Raw genomic sequence first — 20604 nt, 5'->3', positions numbered from 1 at the left:
CAGGGGCGGGGCGGCGGCCCGCGCTGACTGTCTAGGGGGTGGGGGGAGGGGGTGGGGGAGGAGGCCCCGGAGGGGAACGGTGAGGGTTACCCGCCGTTCTCCGCAAGCCACGCCGGATCCGGGTCGATCAACTGCAGTACTTCGATCAGGATGCCCTCCGGGCTGTGGACGTTGAAGCGGCGTTGGCCCCAGGGCTCGTCGCGGAGCGGGTTGGTGATCGGTACGCCTCGCTCGCGCAGGGTGGCCTCCTCGGTGGCCGCGTCCGCGACGAGGAAGGCGAGGCAGAGGCCCGCGGTGTCCTGGGTGCGGAAGTCCGCCGGCATGGACTCGTGGCCGCGTTGGACGAAGTCGAGGACGTACGCGGGATGTTCGGGGTGGTGCAGGCTGACGTACCAGCCCAGGTCGGCGACCTGGGTGAAGCCGAAGTGCTCGGTGTAGAAGCGGCTGCTGGCGGCGGTGTCGTCGGTCAGTACCGCGATGCCCAGCTTTTCGAAGTGCATGGGTTCCCCTCCCTGTTGGCGGCCGTCTGCCGCTAACCACTCTATGTGTAGTACGTTACGTGTAGTGGTTGCAAGCGGTAAGAGCAAGGAGGCTGCCGGTGGTGCGCAATCCGGAGCGGCGTACGGCGCTGGTGGACGCGGCGATCGAGGTGCTGGCGCGGGACGGGGCGCGCGGACTGACGTTCCGCGCCGTGGACGCAGAGGCGGGCGTACCGAAGGGCACCGCGTCCAACTACTTCGCCAGCAGGGATGAGCTGTTGGCGCAGGTCACCGGGCAGATTCACCAGCGCATCGCGCCGGATCCGGACGAGGTCGCCGAGGTCATGACGGCACCGCGCGAGCGCGAGCTGGTGACCGAGCTGATGGGGTGGATCAATCGCAGGGTGAGCGCGAACCGCACCGGTTACTTGGCGATGCTGGAGCTGCGCCTGGAGGCCACTCGGCGGCCCGAGCTGCGGGAGGAGCTGACCGCCACGATGCGCGGCGCGCTGGAGGACGACCTCCGCTTCCATCGGGAGGGCGGGCTGCCGGGCGACCGTACGGCCGTGCTGCTGATGTATCTCGCGATGACCGGGCTGATGCTGGAGCAGCTCACGCTGCCGGGTGTGGTGCCGGCGGAGGAGACGGACGGGCTGATCGCCGCCCTGGTCGACCGGGTGATCCCGGCCGAGTGATCCCGAGCGAGTGATCCCGGCCGGGCCCTCTTGAAGCCGGAGGCGCGGGACGGTCCCAAAGTCGCGACGCAGGCGCGCGCCGCGCGCACCCGCACCCGCGCCGCGGAAGCACGCCCCGCGCCGAGCCGTCGCTCACTGCTCCCCGAACAGCTCCAGCAGTTCCTTCTTTTGGAACATGCGGGCAGTCTCCACCGCGGACGGCTGGCCCGCGGCCGGGTCCGCGCCGTGGCTCAGCAGCAGTCGTACGACCGCGTCCTCGCCCTTGAAGACCGCGCCCGCGATCGGGGTCTGGCCGCGGTCGTTGGGCCGGCCGGCGTCAGCGCCGCGCTGGAGCAGGGCCTCGACGGTCGCGACGTGGCCGTGGTACGCGGCCAGCATGAGGAGCGAATCGCCCTTGTCGTTGGTGAGGTTGGCGGGCACCCCGGCGTCGACATACGCCGCGACCGTGTCGGTGTCGCCGTGCCGCGCCAGGTCGAAAACCTTGGCCGCCAGCTGCAGCACCTCGGGGTCGTGCGCGTGCTCGATCGACTCGGGCCCCTGTGCGCCTGGGGTCGTCTCGCTCATGCTGTCGGCCTCCTGCTCTCGTGGTGTGCGCCTGCACCCGCCACTTTATGCAGGCCACGGCCGTCGGCGGCGATTCGGCTCAGAATCGGAACCGGCTGAGAGCTGGAATCGGCTCAGAACCGGAATCGGCTGGGAATCAGAAGATGTCCGGGCACCACGGCCGACGCGCCGTCCGCAGCAGCGCGTCCGCGGTGGCGAGCGCGCCCGGTCGGTCCTCCTGCACCCGGCCGAGCGCCGCGAGCCGCGTGGGGGACTCGTCGCCCAGGTACAGCCAGGCCAGTTCGCGTACGTCCAGCAGGGTGAGGTCGGCGGAGCGGGTGGTGCGCGTGCACGTGGCGCCCTCGGGACCGGCGTCGAGGTGGTACCGCCCGTCGGCGTACCCGTCGGCGTCCCGTACCTCCAGGACCAGCGACGCCGGCACCGCGTACGTCCGGGCCGCCAGCAGCTTCGGTACGTCCAGGGGCCGTAGCCACAGGTAGTCGGCGTGCGCCTCGATGCTCGCGGCGCGCGGGTCGCCGAGCAGCAGCGGCACCAGGTCGTCGGGCGCGCGGTGCCCGGTCTTCACGTGCAGGATCCAGTCGATCGAGCAGAGGAAGTGCCACAGGGCGCGCTCGGCGGCCGGGGTGACCGCGATCAGCTTGCTGACCTCGAGCGTCTGCTCGGGCCGCTTGTGTTCCCACCGGTCGTCACTGGTGTACGTGACCAGACCCTCGACCGCGCCGTCGGCGGAGCGGTACACGGCGTGGAAGGGCTCCCGCCACTCCCGCCCGGGAAACCGGACCGCGCCGGTCGCCTCCTGCCACCAGTACTCGTCGCGGGAGACGGCGCCGGGCTGTTGGGCGCGGAAACGGTCGTGCAGGGCGGGGCCGAGCGTGCGTACCTCCTCGGGCGTCGCGAAGTCCACCCGGCCGCCGTCCTGCGGGCCCGCGTACCGCGTGTCCAGCCGGGCGCGCGCCACGTCGATGCGCCACTCCGTGAACGACGACGCGGGCCCGAAGCCGTACCGTCCGTAGATCGGGTACTCCGCGGCGATCAGCGTGGCCACCGCGTCGCCGCGCTCCTTCGCCGCCGCCAGGTCCCGCGCCATCATCCGGCTGAGCAGGCCGCGGCGGCGGTGTGTGGGCGAGACGGTCACCTGGGAAACGGCGTCGGCCGGCACCCGGGCGCCGCCCACGACCGTCAGCTCCTGCGCGAAGCTGCGGAAGGTCGCGACGCAGCGCCCGCCGTCGAACGCCCCCTGCGTACGCGTGAGATCCGTAGCGCCGAGCCGCCACTCGACCAGTTCCTTGGACACCTCCGCCGAACTCGTGAAGCCGGTCCCGACCGCCGCCAGCCAGCCGTGGAAGTCGTCCTCGCCGACCGTACGCACCTCAAGGCTCATACTCGTACGCTAACCACGCTCCTGACGGATTGTCGCGCCGTTTTCACGGCGCCGACGATCACCGGGAGGGGCTCAGAACGACGCCGCGCGGATCTCGCCCACGCGCTCGGCGCCGCCCAGCAGCGGGACGTCCGCGATGCGGTCGAGTACCGGGGCGTCGACGCCCATCAGGCGCAGGGTGCGGGCCAGGACCGGGCCGAGCGTGCGGGTCGCGCCGTCGTCGATCTTGAAGGCGAGCGCGCGGCCGTCGGGCAGCGCCAGCGCCTGTACGGCCTCCGCGCCCATCTTGGACAGCACGCCCGGCAGCTCCCGCATCAGCCAGGTGTCGGGGCGGCGGGTGCCCGCGACGTACTCGGGGTGCGCACGCATCGCGTCCGCGACCCGGCGCTCGGGGGTGCCCGGCTCGGCGAGTACGAAGTGCCGGTAGGAGCGGGCCAGGCCGGTCAGCGAGAGCGCCATCAGGGGCGCGCCGCAGCCGTCCGTGCCGATGTGGTCGACGGCCTCGCCGCTCGCGTCCCGTACGGCCTGCAGGACGAGCTGCTGGAGCGGGTGGTGCTGGTCGAGGTAGCTCTCCAGGGGCCAGCCGTTCGTGGCGCAGACGGCGAGCATCGCGGTGTGCTTGCCGGAGCAGTTCATGGTCAGCCGGTCGCGTACCTTGCCGGCGGCCAGGTAGCTCTCCGCCTCGGCCGGGTCCAGCGGCAGGTCGGGCGGGGTCTGGAGCTGCTCGGGGGAGAGGCCGTGCTCGGCGAGCATCTTCTGTACGAGATCGAGGTGAAAGCTTTCGCCGGAGTGGCTGGCGGCGGCCAGGGCGAGGCGCTCACCGCTCAGATCGAGGCCCGCACGGAGGATCGCGGCGGCCTGCATCGGCTTGTTCGTGGAGCGCGGGAAGACCGGCGAGGAGATGTCGCCGAGGGCCAGGTCCACGCTGCCGTCGGCGGCCAGGACGACCAGCGAGCCGCGGTGCACGCCCTCGACGAAGCCGGAGCGGACGACCTCGGCGAGCACGGACGGGAGGGGTGCCCCGGCGGGCTGTCCGGTGGACTGCCCTGCGGTCGGCGCCCCGGATATCGGCGCGTCCGCACCGGATATCGGGCCGGTGGGCTCGTGCGTGGGCTCGGGGGCGGAGGAGGAGGTCATCGCGGGCCTTCCGGGGACGGGTCACGGACCGCCCCCTCCGAAGGCCGGTGGCCTCCGCGTCAGGAGAGCAGGTCGTCTACTTGCGCTTCCCCTTCACGGTACCTGCGGGCGATCTCCGCGCTGCAATCGTCCGCCGTGCGCTGCAGCGACTGACGGCGCAGCGAGACCTGCCGCTCGTACTGCACGAGCCGGCTCATCGCCTCCCGCAGCTCGGCGTCCGTCCGTGCGCCCAGGTCGGACAGCTCGACCTCGCCGAGCATGTCCTCGGCCAAGCGGCGGTACTCCTCGCTGTGCGGCGTCCCGACCGTGACGTGCCGGGCCGAGGAGCGGTGCCGCGACGGCCCGTCCGTGAGGATCTCCGGCAGCCGGTCCAGGACCGTGGTCTGCGGCGCGGCCCGCCGGGCCGCCTCGGCGCGCAGGATGTCGATGCGGCCCTGGAGCAGCCGGCGTACGTAGCTGAGGTCGGCCTCCTCCTGCTGCGCGTCCCGGCGCAGCTTGCGGATCTCGGGCAGGCCGAGCCCCGAGAGGTCGGGCCGGGGGGCCGGACGGAAGCGGTCGCGCTGCAGCGGAGGGCGGGGCTGTGCCGGGCCTGCGGGGAGCATGGGGCCATCCTCGGTGCGGTCACCGTCCTGTGCCGGGTGCCCGGGCAGGGGCGCCGGCTCGGGCCGGGACGTGGACGTCGTCGTCGGCGGGGGCAGGGGCCCGCTCGCGGACGCTGCCGCGGCCCCTTGGGTGGATGTACGGGCAAATGGTACGGAACCGGTGGGTGTCTGCCCGGCGCCGGCGGTGCTCATGCGTATGTCCGTCCCCTCGTGCGGTGCGGTCCCGGAGCCGAATGGTCCTGCGCACCTCGTGCACGCATCGTGCCACTGCGAGTGGTGTGCGCGCAGGGTCATCGGCCCGCGAACGGTCCGTGTGGGGGTACACCGTGCGCCGCCGTTGGGCTGTCCGGGTGGTACGGGGCCCTGTACCCCGTGGGGTGGCCTGGGGTGGCGCCCGGCATCATGGCGGTATGCGAGCAGTGGTGCAGAGGGTGAACGGCGCACGCGTCGACGTGGCGGGCGAGACGGTCGGCGAGGTCGTGGGGGAGGGGCTGTGCGTGCTGGTGGGGGTGACGCACGATGACACCCCTGAGAAGGCCGCTCAGCTGGCCCGGAAGCTGTGGTCGGTGCGGATTCTCGATGGTGAGAAGTCGTGCTCGGACACGGGGGCGGGGCTGTTGGTGATCAGCCAGTTCACGCTGTACGGGGATGCGCGGAAGGGGCGTCGGCCCACGTGGAACGCGGCGGCGCCGGGGCCGGTTGCCGAGCCGTTGGTCGACGAGGTTGTGGCGCAGCTTCGGGCGCTGGGCGCGCACGTGGAAACGGGCCGGTTCGGCGCGGACATGAAGGTCTCGCTGACGAACGACGGCCCGTTCACGGTGCTCGTGGAGGTCTGAGGCCGCCCCGGCGGCCGACCGGCGGCTACGGCTCGACCACAACCTCCTGCGCCGCGGCCGTCCCGTCCGCCATCAGCTCCGCGTCCACCGCCACATTCCGCTTCACCAGTGCCAGTGCGATCGGGCCCAGCTCGTAATGCCGGGCCGAGGTCGTCACGAAGCCGATCTGGCGGCCGTCGGGGCCGTCGGCTGCGAGTCGGACCGGCGCACCGTGCCCCGGGAGCTTCACCTCGCTGCCGTCCAGGTGGAGGAAGACCAGGCGGCGCGGGGGCTTGCCCAGGTTGTGGACGCGGGCGACCGTTTCCTGGCCGCGGTAGCAGCCCTTCTGGAGGTGGACGGCCGTGCCGATCCAGCCCAGCTCGTGCGGGATGGTGCGGTGATCGGTCTCCAGGCCGAGGCGGGGACGGTGCGCCTCGACGCGCAGCGCCTCCAGGGCCAGTACGCCGATCGCGGGGCCGTGCGCGGCGGCGAAGTCCGCCAGGGAGGCGCGCGGCAGGAAGAGGTCGCGGCCGTGCGGCGTCTCGCGGACGGCGGCGGCGTCCCCGGGCGTCTCCGCGATGGAGCCGGCCGGCAGGTGGACGACGGCGATCTCGTCCGTGCGGTCGGCGGCCTCGACCCGGTAGAAGAACTTCATGCTCTCGAGGTACTCGAGCAGCGCTTCCCGGGTGCCCGGCTCGGTGTGCATCCAGGTCGTCTCGCCGTCGTCGACGAGGTAGACCGCGTGCTCGATGTGGCCGTTGGCGGAGAGGATCAGCGCCTCGGTGGCGTGGCCGGGCGCCAGCTCGCTGACGTGCTGGGTGAGCAGCAGGTGCAGCCAGGTCAGCCGCTCGGGGCCGGAGACGGTCAGCACGCCGCGGTGCGAGAGGTCCACGAAGCCGGCGCCGTCGGCGAGGGCACGTTGCTCGCGGAAGAGGTCGCCGTAGTGGGCGGCGACGCCTTCGTCGGGGGCCTCGGCGGGCACGGCACCGGGCAGCGACAGCAGGGGGCTGGCTTCAGAGGGACGCAGCATGGTTACCAGCCTACGACCCGGTACTACCGGAGAGTCGGCCCGCTCGTCCTCGGGCGTCAGCCCGCGTCCGTGCCGCCGCTCCCGGCGGGCTCCTCCGTGGCGTCCGCAGCCTTCGCGGTGCAGGCCGCGCAGCGGCCGAAGATCGCGAAGTGCTTGAGGTCGGTGTCAAAACCGAACTGCTCGCGCAGCGTCGCCGTGAAGGGCGCCGCCACCGACAGATCGGCCTCGATCACGTCCGTGCAGTCCCGGCACACCAGGTGGATGTGGTGGTGCCGGTCGGCGAGGTGGTAGGTGGGCGCGCCGTGCCCGAGATGGGCGTGGCTGACCAGCCCCAGTTCCTCCAGCAGCTCCAGGGTGCGGTAGACCGTGGAGATGTTGACGCCGCCCGCCGTCTTGCGCACCTCGGTGAGGATCTCGTCGGGCGTGGCGTGCTCCAGCCGGTCCACCGCCTCCAGCACGAGCTGCCGCTGGGGGGTCAGACGGTATCCGCGCTTGCGGAGGTCGCTCTGCCAGTCGGTGGTCACCACGCCCCCCAGTGTAGGTGCGCCCCGGCAGGGCCTGTCCGGCTCAGAACCTGTGTTTCAACAGGCTCTTACGCCTCGCCCTGCGGCTTGTACGGGGTGCCGTCCGCGTTGAAGAAGGAGACGCCGTCCGGCATGTCGTCGGGCAGGCTCGCCGCCCACTCCTGGAGGTCCGCGTCGGCGACCTTCTTCAGGTGGGCCGACATGTACGGGCGCAGCGGGACGTCCGGCGTGGCCTTCTCGCCGACCCACATCAGGTCGCTGTTGACGTAGCCGTACAGCCGCTTGCCGCCGCTGTACGGGCCCGCGGCCTCGGTGCGGGCCACGGCGTCCGTCGCCAGGTCGATCTGCGGCTTCTGGTCGGCGAGCTCGCCGTACCAGACCTCGACGATGCCCTGGTCGCGGATCATGACGATCTCGACCTTGCGGTCCGCATCGACGCGCCAGTAGCCGCTCTCGGTCTCCAGCGGGCGGACCTTCTTGCCCTCGCCGTCCAGCACCCAGCTGTGCGAGGTGTACTCCAGGAAGTCACGGCCGTCGTGGGTGAAGGTGACCTCCTGCCCGAAGTTGCACTTCTCGGTGCCGGGGAAGTCGGCGACGCCGGCACCCTCCCAGCGGCCGAGGAGGAAGGCCAGCGGTACGAGGGCCGGGTTCAGGTCGGACGGGATCTCGATCATGAGAGCTCAGGCGATCTATAGAGAGGGGGAGAAGGTCTCGGTCCGCGCGTGCTCAGCGCTGGCCCTGGTACAGCTTCTTCCAGGTCAGACCGGCGAAGGCGATGACGCCGATGCCGACCAGGACGAGCAGGGTGGTGAAGAATGCCTCAAGCACGAGCGCGCTCCTCGGACGGAGTGAGGGTTTACGGACCGTAGGTGAGTCTAGTCGCCGTGCGAAGCGGCGGCGCTGTGAGGTCCGCCCCAGCGGGCCCGGACGGGGCTCACCGGCGGCCCTTGTCGTCCAGCTCGCGCCACCAGCGGTCCGATTCCGGGTCGCCGGACTCGTCCCACCAGCGCTCGCCCGGGTCCCTGCGGTTGGCCACGATCGCCGCGAAGGGCGGGATGACCATGGCGACGACGCACATCCCCACCGCCGCAGGGACGGACCAGAGCCGGACCACGCCCCAGGCCAGGACGAAGAGCGTGATGCAGACGGCCATCATGGCGTAGTACCGGCGATGACGGCGCTGGACGGACATGTCTCCACGGTAAGACCGCGACGCGGCGGGGGAAACCGTACGGAGACGCGCGGAGGGCCGCACCCCCAGCCAAGGCGTCCAAACCCCTGGGGTGCGGCCCTCCGGCCGTAGAAGTACCGCTGCGCGGCGCCTCAGACGTGCCTCAGACGGCGATGGCGACCTCCGCCAGGCCACCCTGCTGGGCGACCACGGTGCGGTCGGCGGTGCCACCCGGGACGAGCGCGCGCAGCGTCCAGGTGCCCTCGGCCGCGTAGAAACGGAACTGTCCGGTCGCCGAGGTGGGGACCTCGGCGGTGAACTCGCCGGTGCTGTCCAGCAGGCGGACGTAACCGGTGACGGGCTCGCCGTCCTTGGTCACGCTGCCCTGGATCGTGGTCTCACCGGGCTTGATGGTCGACGCGTCGGGGCCGCCGGCCTGTGCTCCACACATGGGGATTCCTTGAGGGGTAGAGGGAGGGAAGGGTCGGGGCTTACTTCGCGGCGCCGAGCTCGATCGGCACGCCGACGAGCGAGCCGTACTCGGTCCAGGAACCGTCGTAGTTCTTGACGTTCTCCTGGCCCAGGAGCTCGTGCAGCACGAACCAGGTGAGCGCGGAGCGCTCACCGATGCGGCAGTAGGCGACGGTGTCCTTGGACAGGTCGACCTGCTCGTCCTCGTAGAGGGCCTTGAGCTCCTCGTCGGACTTGAAGGTGCCGTCGTCGTTGGCGTTCTTCGACCACGGGATGTTGCGGGCGCTCGGCACGTGGCCGGGGCGCTGCGACTGCTCCTGCGGGAGGTGCGCCGGGGCGAGCAGCTTGCCGCTGAACTCGTCGGGGGAGCGGACGTCCACCAGGTTCTTGTTGCCGATCGCGTTGACGACGTCGTCGCGGAAGGCGCGGATGGAGGTGTCCTGCGGCTTGGCCTTGTACTGGGTCGCCGGGCGGTTGGGCACCTGCGCGCCGTCGACCAGGTCGCGGGAGTCCAGCTCCCACTTCTTGCGGCCGCCGTCGAGGAGCTTCACGTCCTGGTGGCCGTAGAGCTTGAAGTACCAGTAGGCGTAGGACGCGAACCAGTTGTTGTTGCCGCCGTAGAGGACGACGGTGTCGTCGTTGGCGATGCCCTTCTCCGACAGCAGCTTCTCGAAGCCGGCCTGGTCGACGAAGTCACGGCGTACCGGGTCCTGCAGGTCCTTCTGCCAGTCGATGCGGACCGCGTTCTTGATGTGGTTCTTGTCGTAGGCCGAGGTGTCCTCGTCCACCTCGACGATGACCACCTTGGGGTCGTCGATGTGGGCCTCGACCCAGTCGGCGTCGACGAGGACGTCGCTACGGCTCATGGTTTTCTCCTCCGGGGCAGTTGCGGGGTGCGCGGGGGTACGCCGGGTGCGCGCGGCGGCATTCAGAAGCGCGCGGCGCTGCGCGGAATACGAGGGGATGCGGGGCCATGGGCCTCGCGGGCCGGGAGAACGGGTGGCAGAAACCCGTCAGACAGAGCGACAGAGCATGGCGGCGACGCGGCACAGGTCGACTGCCCGCCGCTTCGTGAGATCCGCCTGTCCCCGCATACGGGAACGGCTCATCAGGCTCTGCATGGCTCCGATCGTAAAGAGGGACAGTGGGGCGTGTCACCGGTGTGTCGGATGCTGAGACGTAGTCGTCCGCAATGTGGAAGCGGAACTGGTGCGGAGTGGCCGGGAGGCCGCCGAACAGCGGGTTCGGCGGCCTCTTCGGATCGCGGTACGGACGGCGCCGTCTCAGGAGGTGGACGCCCGGCTCCGTACGGAGGGTACGAGAGGGGTGTGGATCAGCCCGGCAGCCGGACGTCGGTGCCCTTCGCGGCGACCACTATGCCGTCGCGGGTGGTCGTCACGCGGTCCAGCTCCAGCCCGGCCGGCAGCTCGCCCAGCTTCCAGTCGTGGTCCGTGCGGGCCCGCACCTTGTCCTCGCAGCCGGGGATCGCGGTGCACAGGGTCGGGAGCTCGTCGGCGCGCAGCCGTATCGTGTCGCCGCCCACCGTGGAGATCGTGCCGACCACGTCGAGGTTGCTGAGCACGGGGACATCCGGCGAGATCTTGACCTGGCTCTTGCCGCCGCCACCGGCGCCGCCGTACGAGACGCGGACGTCGTCACCCGCGGCCTTCGTCAGGTCGGCGTAGCTGATCCGTGCCTCGCCGGTCGCCGAGGCGGCGCCCTCGATGGAGGTGTCGTCGCTGCTCAGCTGCACGTCGTGGAACTGTGCCGACAGCTCCGTCACCCGCAGCCGGCGGCCCTCCGCCGTGGCCTCGATGCCGCCGAGCGTGGCGTCGACCTCGGTGAGCGTGCCGCTCGCGACCTGGGTGAGGAAGGGGAAGCCCTTGACCGAGACCTGTGGCGTCTCGCTCAGGCCGAGGCTGCCGCGGATCTTGTCGGCCGCCTTGTCCTCGGCGAAGTTCACCGCCAGCCGGTCGGCGGCCACGAACAGCACGCAGACCACGACCAGTAGCACCACGAGCCTTCTCAGAGCACGCATCGAACCCCTTCCCCCCACGCTTCGCTGTCGCGCCGAGCCTAACCGGACCACTCGAGCGGCGGCATGAATCGGCCGGTCACCCTCCGTACATAAGGAGCGTGACCGGCCGTGTGAGGTTGCCCGGCGGGGGGAGATCGTCAGCCGAGGGCGCGGCCCAGGACGTAGACGGCGGGCGCCGCGAGCGCGAGCGGCAGCGCCACGCCGGCCGTCAGGTGCACGAACCGCGAGGGGTAGTCGTAGCTGGCCACCCGCAGGCCGATCAGCGCGCAGCCGCCGGCCGCGAGCCCGAGGACGGCGCCGGCCGTGCCGTAGTCGCCCAGCTGTCCGGCCGCGATGCCCGCGCCCGTGGCGGCGAGCAGCGCCAGTACGACGGAGACGGGCCCCGGCAGCGGCAGCGCGCGGGCGAGCACCGCGACCGCCACCGCGGCCGCGCCGATCACCGTGGCGTGCGGCTCGGCCGCGAGATGGCCCGCGGCCAGTACCGCCAGCGCGGACGAGGTGAGGCCCGCGGTCAGCGCGTACATCCGCTCGTCCGCGCTGCTGCGGTTGCGCAGCTGCAGGACGAGGACGAGGAGGCACCACACGCCGAGCGTGCCGATGCCGACGACGGGCGCGTCGTCCCGGTCGGTGGCCAGCAGCGCGATGTCGGTGACCAGGCCGCCGAGGAACGCCAGCGCGATGCCCTGGCGGGCCGGCCACATGCCGTTCAGCCGGAACCAGCCGGCCGCCGTGACCGCCTGCAGGACCGCGACCACCACGGCGGGGAACACCCGGGGAAGTGGCGCCGCCAGCGCGAGCAGCACGGCGAGCCCCGCCGTGAGCGCGGCCGGCTGGAAACCGGGCGGGATGATCGGGGAGTGGCCCAGGGCGCGGGCGCGCTGGTTGGGCGCGAGGTGGGAGAGGTCCTCGGGAGGCGCGGTGGCGGCCTGTGGCGCGGGCTCGTGGAGCGCCGCGGCCTGCGGTGCCGCGTGCCGGCCGGGCAGGTGGGTGGTCTCCGCGGCGGCGGACGCGGGCGCGGGCAGGCCCGCGTCGGTCTGCCAGGTGTCGCCCTCCCAGGTCTGGGTCTGCGGCTGCGCCTGCGGGTGGGCGTAGGAGGCCCGGGGATGGCCGTACGGGTTGGCGTACGGGTCCTGGGGCCGGTCGTACGCGTCCTGGGGCTGTGCGTACGTGTCCTGGGGATGGCCGCCGTACGCGCCGTCGCCGTACTCGCGGCCGTCATGGCCCCCGTACTGCTGGTACTGCTGGTCGTACGGCCCGGGGGCCCCGAACTGCTGCTGCCCGTACGGATTGTGCTGCTGGTCGCTCATCTCGGCGCTCATCCTCCCGCGAACGGCGGGAGGACCTCGACGGTGCCGCCCTGGGACAGCGGGACCGCGGCGTGCTCGCGACCGCCGACCGCGGTGCCGTCCACGAGGAACGAGCAGCGCATGAGGACGCGCGCGAACTCCGGGTTCGCCGCGTGCGCCGCACGCGCCGCGTCCAGCGCCTCGGCGAGCGTGCTCGCGGCGTACGGCTCCTCGGCGGTACCGGCCGCGGCCTTCGCCGCCGCCCAGTAGCGCACGGTGCCTGTTGTTGTCACGACGGCCCCTTCTCCTCTGTTGCCGCCTCCATGATGGCCTACGCGGAGGCAGAGAAAAGTCGGTTGCTGCGGGCAAGCGTTCGCATAAGCTCGACCGAGTGCTGGTACGACTCGCCAGGGCACACCTTGGCCCCCACAGACGCTCGATATCGCTGATCGTGCTCCTCCAGCTCATCCAGACGCTGGCCACCCTCTATCTGCCCACCCTCAACGCCGACATCATTGACAACGGTGTCGTGAAGGGGGACACGGGCTACATCTTCCGTACCGGCGGCCTCATGGTCGCCGTGACGCTGCTGCAGATCATCTGCGCGATCGGCGCCGTCTACTTCGGCGCCCGTTCGGCCATGGCGCTCGGCCGCGACATCCGCGCCGCCGTCTTCGATCGCGTGCAGTCCTTCTCCGCACGCGAACTGGGCGGCTTCGGCGCGCCCTCGCTCATCACGCGCACCACCAACGACGTCCAGCAGGTCCAGATGCTGGTCCTGATGACGTTCACGATGATGGTCGCGGCGCCCATCATGATGATCGGCGGCGTCGTCATGGCGCTCAACCAGGACGTGCCGCTCTCCTCACTGCTGCTGGTCATCGTCCCCGTGCTCGGCGTGCTGGTGGCGCTGATCGTGCGGCGGATGCGGCCGCTCTTCCGCGGCGTGCAGGAGCGCATCGACACCGTCAACCGTGTGCTGCGCGAGCAGATCACCGGCATCCGGGTCATCCGTGCCTTCGTCCGCGACCAGCACGAGCGGACGCGCTTCGAGGCGGCCAACACCGACCTCTACGACGTCTCGCTGCGCGCGGGCCGGCTGATGTCGATGATGTTCCCGCTGGTCATGCTGATCGTGAACGCCTCCAGCGTGGCCGTGGTCTGGTTCGGCGGGCACCGCATCGACAGCGGCGGCATGGAGATCGGCGCGCTCACCGCCTTCCTCAGCTACCTCATGTACATCCTGATGTCGATCATGATGGCGACGTTCATGGTCATGATGCTGCCGCGCGCGGAGGTCTGCGCCGAGCGCATCCAGGAGGTGCTGAACACCGACACCAGCGTCACCCCGCCCGCGGCCGGCATCACCGAACTGCGCCGCCACGGCGAACTGGAGCTACGGGACGTCGAGTTCCGCTTCCCCGGCGCCGAGGAGCCGGTACTGAAGGACATCTCCCTCCTCGCCCGCCCCGGCGAGACCACCGCCGTCATCGGCTCCACCGGCAGCGGCAAGTCCACCCTCCTCGGCCTGGTGCCCCGGCTCTTCGACGCGACCGCCGGCCAGGTGCTGGTGGACGGCGAGGACGTACGGAACCTCGATCCGCGCACCCTCTCCGACGCCATCGGCCTGGTACCGCAGAAGCCGTACCTCTTCTCCGGGACCGTCGCGAGCAATCTGCGCTACGGCCGGCCGGACGCCACCGACGAGGAGCTGTGGCACGCGCTGGAGACCGCGCAGGCCCGCGACTTCGTCGAGCGGACGGAGGGCGGTCTGGAGGCGCCGGTCGCGCAGGGCGGCAGCAACTTCTCCGGTGGGCAGCGGCAGCGGCTGGCCATCGCCCGCGCGCTGGTCCGCAGGCCCGAGATCTACCTCTTCGACGATTCCTTCTCCGCGCTGGACTACGCGACCGACGCCGCGCTGCGGGCCGCGCTGGCCCGCGAGACCGGCCGGGCGACCGTGGTGATCGTCGCGCAGCGGGTGTCCACCATCCGCGGCGCCGACCGGATCGTCGTTCTGGACGAGGGCCGCGTCGTCGGCACCGGTACGCACACCGAGCTGATGGCGGACAACGAGACGTACCGGGAGATCGTCCTCTCCCAGCTCACCGAGCAGGAGGCGGCGTGACCACCCCGGCACCACAGAAGAGAGGCCCGGCCCCGGCCGCCGGCCCCGCCCGCTTCATGGGCGGCCAGCCCACCGAGAAGTCCATGGACTTCAAGGGCTCGGGCAAGCGGCTGCTGCGCCAGATGCGGCCCGAGCGTGCCATCGTCACCGTCTCGATGCTGCTCGGCACGGTCAGCGTCGCGCTGACGGTCGCCGGGCCGAAGGTGCTCGGCCACGCCACCGACCTGATCATGGCCGGCATCGTCGGACGCCAGCTCCCTGCCGGACTCAGCAAGGAGCAGGCCGTCGAGGCCCTGCGCCGCAAGGGCGAGAACGGGCTCGCCGACATCCTCGGCACGATGCCGGTGATCCCCGGGCAGGGCATCGACTTCGACGCGGTCGGCACCGTGCTGCTGTGGGTGCTGGTGATCTACGTGGCCGCCTCGCTCTTCGGCTTCGTCCAGGCCCGCATCGTCACCAAGGTCGTACAGAAGACGGTGTACCGGCTGCGCGAGCAGGTCGAGGAGAAGCTGGCCCGGCTGCCGCTGCGCTACTTCGACAAGCAGTCGCGCGGCGAGGTGCTCTCCCGCGCCACCAACGACATCGACAACATCCAGCAGACCTTCCAGCAGACGTTCAGCCAGATCGTCGCCTCGCTGCTGACCATCGTCGGCGTGCTCGCGATGATGTTCTGGATCTCCCCTCTCCTGGCGCTGGTCGCCCTGATCACCGTCCCGGTGTCCGTCGTCGTCGCCACGAAGATCGGCAAGCGCGCGCAGCCGCAGTTCGTCCAGCAGTGGAAGACCACCGGCAAGCTCAACGCGCACATCGAGGAGATGTACACCGGCCACTCCCTGGTCAAGGTCTTCGGCCGCCAGCAGGAGTCCGCCGAGCTCTTCCGCGAGCAGAACGACGCGCTCTACGAGGCGGGCTTCAAGGCCCAGTTCATCTCGGGCATCATCCAGCCCGCGATGATGTTCATCGGCAACCTCAACTACGTCCTGGTGGCCGTGGTCGGCGGCCTCCGCGTCGCGTCCGGCGCGCTGTCCATCGGTGACGTGCAGGCGTTCATCCAGTACTCCCGGCAGTTCAGCCAGCCGCTCACCCAGGTCGCCTCGATGGCCAACCTCGTGCAGTCCGGCGTCGCCTCGGCCGAGCGGGTCTTCGAGCTGCTGGACGCCGAGGAGCAGGAGCCGGACGGACAGCACCCGCCGCGCCCGGACCACGTACGGGGCAAGGTCGCCTTCGAGGACGTCTCGTTCCGTTACGAGGAGGACAAGCCGCTCATCGAGGGCCTGTCCCTGTCGGCGGAGCCCGGCCAGACGGTCGCCATCGTCGGCCCCACCGGCGCCGGCAAGACGACGCTCGTCAACCTCCTGATGCGCTTCTACGAGGTACGCGACGGCCGGATCACCCTCGACGGCGTCGACATCGCCGCCATGGCCCGCGAGGACCTGCGCGCCAACATCGGCATGGTCCTCCAGGACACCTGGCTGTTCGGCGGCACGATCGCCGAGAACATCGCGTACGGAGCCCCGTCCGGCACCTCCATGGACAAGATCGTCGAGGCGGCGAAGGCCACCCACGTCGACCGCTTCGTGCGCACCCTCCCCGACGGCTACGACACCGTCCTCGACGAGGAGGGCGGCAACGTCTCGGTCGGCGAGAAGCAGCTGATCACCATCGCCCGCGCGTTCCTCGCCGAGCCCGCGATCCTCGTCCTGGACGAGGCGACCAGCTCGGTGGACACCCGCACCGAGGTCCTCATCCAGCAGGCCATGGCCCAACTCCGGTCCGGCCGGACGAGCTTCGTGATCGCCCACCGGCTCTCCACGATCCGCGACGCCGACCTGATCCTGGTCATGGAGTCCGGCGCGATCGTCGAACAGGGCACGCACGACGACCTGCTGGCCGCGAACGGCGCGTACGCACGCCTGTACGCGGCCCAGTTCGCGGAGGCGGTGGCGGAGACGGACTGAGGGTCCGTTGTCAGTGACCCTCGGTAATGTGTTGAGCAGGGGACTTCTGCTCCCCAGCCTCATTGAGGTGCTGCGGAAGCCCGCTGCCTGATCCACCCCGCGATCCGCTCCAGCAGCTCAGGGGCCGCCGCGTTCTCCGCGTGGCCGTAGCCGGGCTCGATCCACAGGTCGGTGGAGGCGGGGGCGGCCGCGGCTGCCAGGGCCCGCGGATGGTCGAGCGGGAAGTACGCGTCCCGGTCGCCGTGCACGATGAGCAGCGGCGTCGGGGCGATCAGTGGGGCGGCTTCCGTGGGGGAGAGGGGGACCGGGTCCCAGGCGATGCCGTGGATACGGGTGCGCAGCCCCAGCCGGCCCACCAGACGGCCCAGCGGCCGCTCCACCACCCAGTGCAGCCGCCGCATTGCCGCGGTACCCCGGTAATACCAGCGAGCAGGGGCGCTCACCGCCACCACCATGTCGGTGTGCGCTCCTGTGCGCCCCTTGTGCGCGGCGGGGTACTGGGCGGCGTGCCGGACGACCACCGAGCCGCCCATGGAGAAGCCGACCGTGGCCACCCGGGTGTGGCCCAGGGTGCGCGCCCAGCGCACCGCGGCCGCCAGGTCCAGTACTTCCCGGTCGCCCACCGTGGAGCGCCCGCCGGACCGGCCGTGGCCCCGGAAGGAGAACGTGATCACGGGGCTGTACTGCGCGAAGGCGGCGGCCGCGCGGCGCAGCGCGGGGCGGTCCAGCGAGCCGGTGAAGCCGTGCGCGAGGACCACGACGAGGCCGTCCGGCGCGGCGTGCGAAGTATCCGCCGCAGGCGCATACTCGGCCTCGATGCGGACGCCGTCCTCGGTCAACAGCGACGCGCGCCGGCCACTCGAAGTGATCGAAGGAACACAAGATCGCGCAAAGTCGGCCGCCGCTCGGGAAGTCATGTGGGCTATTCTGTCGGGCAAGAAGGATCCGGGCAGCGTAGCCCCCGGGTCCTTTTGTGCTTTCAGACGCGCAGTGCGCGGATGAGCGCGGGTGTGCTCCAGGGCGCGGAGCGTACTGCGGTGCTCACGTTCCGGAGGCACGCGAGCCCCGCAAGGGCGCGGGGCCCGTGACCATACGAAGCAGTGCCGCAAAAGTCCTCGCAGGCAGGGACCGAGGAGGAACCGATGGGCGAGCGAAGCGTGCAGGAACACCGAACGGTCAGGGAACGACGGACGACCCGGGGCGGTGGTCGGCACGCGAACGAGCGGAGCGAGCGAGCCATCGTCAGGTGCGTCCCGAGCGAATGCTCGGCCTCGCGAAGCGAGGTGCAAGCATGAGTTCGCTGCTGCTCCTCACGAACGCTCTCCAGCCCTCGACGGAAGTGCTGCCCGCGCTCGGCCTCCTGCTGCACAGCGTGCGCGTCGCGCCTGCCGAAGGCCCGGCCCTGGTGGACACCCCCGGCGCCGACATCATCCTCATCGACGGCCGCCGCGACCTCCCCCAGGTCCGGTCGCTGTGCCAGCTGCTGCGCTCCACCGGCCCCGGCTGTCCGCTCGTCCTGGTCGTGACCGAGGGCGGCCTCGCCGCCGTCACCGCCGACTGGGGCATCGACGACGTCCTGCTCGACACCGCGGGCCCGGCCGAGGTCGAGGCGCGGCTGCGGCTCGCCATGGGCCGCCAGCAGATCTCCACGGACGACAGCCCGATGGAGATCCGCAACGGCGACCTGTCGGTGGACGAGGCGACCTACAGCGCCAAGCTCAAGGGCCGCGTCCTGGACCTGACCTTCAAGGAGTTCGAGCTCCTGAAGTACCTCGCGCAGCACCCGGGCCGGGTCTTCACCCGCGCCCAGCTGCTCCAGGAGGTCTGGGGATACGACTACTTCGGCGGTACGCGGACGGTCGATGTCCACGTACGGCGGCTGCGGGCCAAGCTCGGTCCCGAGCACGAGTCGCTGATCGGCACGGTGCGCAACGTCGGTTACCGCTTCGTCGTACCGGACAAGGTCGAGCGGGCCGCCGAGGAGGCCAAGGAGAAGGCCGCCAAGGAGGCCGAGCGCAAGGCGCAGCGGGCCGCCACCGAGGCCCGCGAGCACACCGCGGACCGGGGCGCGGCGACCAGCGGCGTACGCCCTGCCGAGCGGTAGGACGACCCGCGTAGACTGCCGCGCGTGGCCAAGGTGACGCGGGATGATGTGGCGAGGCTGGCGGGGACGTCCACCGCCGTGGTGAGTTACGTCATCAACAACGGACCGAGGCCGGTCGCCCCGGCCACGCGCGAGCGGGTGCTCGCCGCGATCAAGGAGCTGGGGTACCGGCCGGACCGGGTTGCGCAGGCCATGGCCTCGCGGCGGACCGACCTGATAGGGCTGATCGTCCCCGACACCCGACAGCCGTTCTTCGCGGAGATGGCGCACGCCGTGGAGCGTGCCGCGTCCGAGCGCGGAAAGATGGTGCTGGTCGGCAACGCCAACTATGAGGACGAGCGCGAGGTGCACTACCTCCGCGCCTTCCTCGGCATGCGGGTCGCCGGGCTCATCCTGATCAGCCAGGGCCCCAGCGAGCACGCCGCCGCCGAGATCGACACCTGGGACGCCCGCGTGGTGCTGCTGCACCGCCGCCCGGACGCCATCGACGACGTCGCCGTCATGGCGGACGACATCGGCGGCGCCCAGCTCGCCACCCGCCATCTCCTCGAACACGGCCATCCGTACGTCGCGTTCTTCGGCGGCCTGGAGGAGACGCCCAAGTCCGGCGACCCGGTCACCGACCACGTCAAGGGCTGGCAGCGGGCCATGCAGGAGGCCGGCTGCTCCACGGAGGGCCGGTACTTCCAGGCTCCGTACAACCGTTACGAGGCGTACCCGCTCGCGCTGAAGCTCCTGGAGAGCCCGGACCGGCCGACGGCGATCATGTGCGCCACCGACGACCAGGCCATCGCGGTGCTGCGCGCGGCCCGCGAGCTGCGCATCGACGTGCCCGGCGAGCTGGCGGTGGCGGGCTTCGACGACGTGAAGGAAGCGGCGCTGACCGACCCGCCGCTCACCACGATCGGCTCGGACCGGGAGGCGATGGCCCGTACGGCCGTGGACCTCGTGCTGGACGACGGGCTGCGGGTGGCGGGGTCGCGCCGGGAGCGGCTGCGGCAGTACCCGTCCCGGCTGGTGATCCGCCGGTCCTGCGGCTGCGGCGGCTGACCGCCCCAGCGCGCGCCTTTATACCGGGCATACCCACTTCTGCCGGACCTCTCAGGGCGTTCTCAGCCGGTTCTCATGCACGGCTCGCAGAGTCATAGACATGACCGAGAGCTACCGCCGCAGCGGCGATGATTCCCCGCAGACCTCGCAGATCCCGCAGTACGACGCCCAGCAGACCACCCCGTACCCGTCCTTCGGCGCGCCGGGTGCCTACCCGCCGCCGCCCCCGTACGCGCCGCCCGCGCAGCCCGTCGACGGTGGCGAGCCGCAGCCCCCGCGCCGCCGGATGCGCCGCCCCGTCGCGCTGATCGCCGCGGTCGCGCTGGCCTCCGGCCTGATCGGCGGCGGCAGCGCCGCGCTCATCGAGAGCGCCACGCAGGGCGGCAGCAGCGGCCAGAGCACCGCCGTGGTCAACGCGGGCGCCACCACCGGCAACGGGGTCTCCTCGGTGGCCAAGGCGGTCGGCCCCGCCATAGTCGAGATCAAGGCCCGCACGTCCCAGGGCGAGTCCACCGGTTCCGGCGTGGTCATCACCGGCGACGGCGAGATCATCACCAACAACCACGTCGTCTCCGGCGCCGACACCGTCTCCGTGTCCTTCAGCGACGGCTCCACCAGGACCGCCGAGGTCGTCGGCACCGACCCCGGCAAGGACCTGGCCCTGATCAAGGTGCGGGGCGCCAAGAACCTCACGCACGCCACCCTCGGCGACTCCAGCAAGCTCGCCGTCGGCGACCAGGTCGTCGCGATCGGCTCCCCCGAGGGCCTGACCGGCTCGGTGACCAGCGGCATCGTCTCCGCGCTCGGCCGCGAGGTGACCGTGCCCAAGGAGGACCAGCAGCAGCAACCGCAGCAACAGCAGCAGGGTCAGGCGCAGGGCGACCTCCCGTGGCCGTTCGAGTTCGGCGGCAACCAGTACAACGGCGACACCGGCTCCTCGACCACCTCGTACAAGGCCATCCAGACCGACGCCTCGCTCAACCCCGGCAACTCCGGCGGCGCCCTGATCGACATGCAGGGCCGGATCATCGGCATCAACTCCGCGATGTACTCGCCGAGCGACGCCACCAGCAGCAGCGCCGGCAGCGTCGGCCTCGGCTTCGCCATCCCGATCAACACCGTCAAGGCGGACCTGGACACCCTCCGCGCCGGCGGCAGCGGCAACTGAGGAGCG

At 71.4% G+C, this 20604-nt stretch carries 23 protein-coding genes; 7 read left to right on the top strand and 16 right to left on the bottom strand.

Annotated elements, in window-relative coordinates:
* Positions 1–86: 86 nt before the first annotated feature.
* A complete protein-coding gene (locus tag IF04_RS0112400) occupies positions 87–500 on the bottom strand; it encodes a VOC family protein (protein WP_030254846.1) in 414 nt (137 codons plus the stop codon).
* A 98-nt stretch (positions 501–598) separates the two neighbouring features.
* On the opposite strand from IF04_RS0112400, the gene IF04_RS0112395 reads away from it, so the two are divergent.
* The gene (locus tag IF04_RS0112395; RefSeq protein WP_030254843.1) at positions 599–1174 is read left to right on the top strand and encodes a TetR/AcrR family transcriptional regulator; all 576 of its coding nucleotides are present in this window, start codon (positions 599–601) and stop codon (positions 1172–1174) included.
* A gap of 132 nt (positions 1175–1306) precedes the next feature.
* Here the strand turns inward: IF04_RS0112395 and IF04_RS0112390 are convergent, their stop codons facing one another.
* The 4 genes from IF04_RS0112390 to IF04_RS0112375 all read right to left on the bottom strand — a co-directional run bounded on the left by IF04_RS0112390 (position 1307) and on the right by IF04_RS0112375 (position 4858).
* A complete protein-coding gene (locus tag IF04_RS0112390) occupies positions 1307–1738 on the bottom strand; it encodes an ankyrin repeat domain-containing protein (RefSeq protein WP_030254841.1) in 432 nt (143 codons plus the stop codon).
* A gap of 136 nt (positions 1739–1874) precedes the next feature.
* On the bottom strand, positions 1875–3119 hold the full coding sequence (locus IF04_RS0112385; protein WP_030254838.1) for a GNAT family N-acetyltransferase: 1245 nt from the start codon (positions 3117–3119) through the stop codon (positions 1875–1877).
* Positions 3120–3191: 72 nt separating this feature from the next.
* The gene (locus tag IF04_RS0112380) at positions 3192–4256 is read right to left on the bottom strand and encodes an asparaginase (RefSeq protein ID WP_030254836.1); all 1065 of its coding nucleotides are present in this window, start codon (positions 4254–4256) and stop codon (positions 3192–3194) included.
* A 59-nt stretch (positions 4257–4315) separates the two neighbouring features.
* Complete coding sequence (locus IF04_RS0112375) at positions 4316–4858, bottom strand: RsiG family protein (protein ID WP_030254834.1); 543 nt, start codon at positions 4856–4858, stop codon at positions 4316–4318.
* Between the two features lie 410 nt (positions 4859–5268).
* Between IF04_RS0112375 and dtd the strand changes: the two genes are divergently transcribed.
* Complete coding sequence (gene dtd, locus IF04_RS0112370) at positions 5269–5694, top strand: D-aminoacyl-tRNA deacylase (protein WP_030254831.1); 426 nt, start codon at positions 5269–5271, stop codon at positions 5692–5694.
* A 25-nt stretch (positions 5695–5719) separates the two neighbouring features.
* Here dtd and ygfZ read toward each other — a convergent pair whose 3' ends face one another.
* From ygfZ to IF04_RS0112320, 10 genes are all read right to left on the bottom strand, one after another.
* On the bottom strand, positions 5720–6703 hold the full coding sequence (gene ygfZ / locus IF04_RS0112365) for a CAF17-like 4Fe-4S cluster assembly/insertion protein YgfZ (RefSeq protein WP_030254829.1): 984 nt from the start codon (positions 6701–6703) through the stop codon (positions 5720–5722).
* A gap of 56 nt (positions 6704–6759) precedes the next feature.
* Positions 6760–7230, bottom strand: coding sequence for a Fur family transcriptional regulator (locus IF04_RS0112360; RefSeq protein WP_030254826.1), 471 nt, complete (start codon positions 7228–7230; stop codon positions 6760–6762).
* Between the two features lie 65 nt (positions 7231–7295).
* Positions 7296–7901 (bottom strand): heme-binding beta-barrel domain-containing protein, encoded by a 606-nt coding sequence (locus IF04_RS0112355; RefSeq protein WP_030254822.1) that lies wholly within the window; start codon positions 7899–7901, stop codon positions 7296–7298.
* A 260-nt stretch (positions 7902–8161) separates the two neighbouring features.
* The gene (locus IF04_RS0112345; RefSeq protein WP_030254817.1) at positions 8162–8419 is read right to left on the bottom strand and encodes a DUF3099 domain-containing protein; all 258 of its coding nucleotides are present in this window, start codon (positions 8417–8419) and stop codon (positions 8162–8164) included.
* A 142-nt stretch (positions 8420–8561) separates the two neighbouring features.
* Complete coding sequence (locus IF04_RS0112340) at positions 8562–8849, bottom strand: DUF1416 domain-containing protein (RefSeq protein ID WP_030254814.1); 288 nt, start codon at positions 8847–8849, stop codon at positions 8562–8564.
* Positions 8850–8889: 40 nt separating this feature from the next.
* Entirely contained in the window at positions 8890–9735 is an 846-nt protein-coding gene (locus IF04_RS0112335; protein ID WP_030254810.1) for a sulfurtransferase, read from the bottom strand.
* Positions 9736–9882: 147 nt separating this feature from the next.
* Entirely contained in the window at positions 9883–9963 is an 81-nt protein-coding gene (locus tag IF04_RS40360) for a putative leader peptide (RefSeq protein ID WP_425428407.1), read from the bottom strand.
* 239 nt (positions 9964–10202) lie between these two features.
* Positions 10203–10907, bottom strand: a complete 705-nt coding sequence (locus IF04_RS0112330; RefSeq protein WP_030254807.1) for an LmeA family phospholipid-binding protein — start codon at positions 10905–10907, stop codon at positions 10203–10205.
* Between the two features lie 137 nt (positions 10908–11044).
* Positions 11045–12214, bottom strand: a complete 1170-nt coding sequence (locus IF04_RS35655; protein WP_078600201.1) for a hypothetical protein — start codon at positions 12212–12214, stop codon at positions 11045–11047.
* 8 nt (positions 12215–12222) lie between these two features.
* Positions 12223–12468 (bottom strand): MoaD/ThiS family protein, encoded by a 246-nt coding sequence (locus IF04_RS0112320; RefSeq protein WP_037959140.1) that lies wholly within the window; start codon positions 12466–12468, stop codon positions 12223–12225.
* 116 nt (positions 12469–12584) lie between these two features.
* Here IF04_RS0112320 and IF04_RS0112315 point away from each other — a divergent pair, with 116 nt between their 5' ends.
* Both IF04_RS0112315 and IF04_RS0112310 read left to right on the top strand, forming a co-directional pair.
* Complete coding sequence (locus IF04_RS0112315) at positions 12585–14318, top strand: ABC transporter ATP-binding protein (protein ID WP_030254799.1); 1734 nt, start codon at positions 12585–12587, stop codon at positions 14316–14318.
* 56 nt (positions 14319–14374) lie between these two features.
* Entirely contained in the window at positions 14375–16276 is a 1902-nt protein-coding gene (locus tag IF04_RS0112310) for an ABC transporter ATP-binding protein (RefSeq protein WP_078600227.1), read from the top strand.
* A gap of 59 nt (positions 16277–16335) precedes the next feature.
* Here the strand turns inward: IF04_RS0112310 and IF04_RS0112305 are convergent, their stop codons facing one another.
* On the bottom strand, positions 16336–17193 hold the full coding sequence (locus IF04_RS0112305) for an alpha/beta hydrolase (RefSeq protein WP_030254791.1): 858 nt from the start codon (positions 17191–17193) through the stop codon (positions 16336–16338).
* 374 nt (positions 17194–17567) lie between these two features.
* On the opposite strand from IF04_RS0112305, the gene IF04_RS0112300 reads away from it, so the two are divergent.
* The 3 genes from IF04_RS0112300 (at position 17568) to IF04_RS0112290 (ending at position 20598) form a co-directional block, all read left to right on the top strand.
* A complete protein-coding gene (locus tag IF04_RS0112300) occupies positions 17568–18380 on the top strand; it encodes a winged helix-turn-helix transcriptional regulator (protein WP_030254788.1) in 813 nt (270 codons plus the stop codon).
* A 24-nt stretch (positions 18381–18404) separates the two neighbouring features.
* Positions 18405–19430, top strand: coding sequence for a LacI family DNA-binding transcriptional regulator (locus IF04_RS0112295; protein WP_030254784.1), 1026 nt, complete (start codon positions 18405–18407; stop codon positions 19428–19430).
* A 100-nt stretch (positions 19431–19530) separates the two neighbouring features.
* Positions 19531–20598 (top strand): S1C family serine protease, encoded by a 1068-nt coding sequence (locus IF04_RS0112290; protein ID WP_030254780.1) that lies wholly within the window; start codon positions 19531–19533, stop codon positions 20596–20598.
* Positions 20599–20604 lie beyond the last annotated feature (6 nt).

Source organism: Streptomyces violens (genome assembly GCF_000717745.1).
GTDB lineage: Bacteria > Actinomycetota > Actinomycetes > Streptomycetales > Streptomycetaceae > Streptomyces > Streptomyces violens.
Note: the sequence above shows the minus strand (reverse complement) of the source record. Positions and strands in the feature narration are given on the sequence as shown.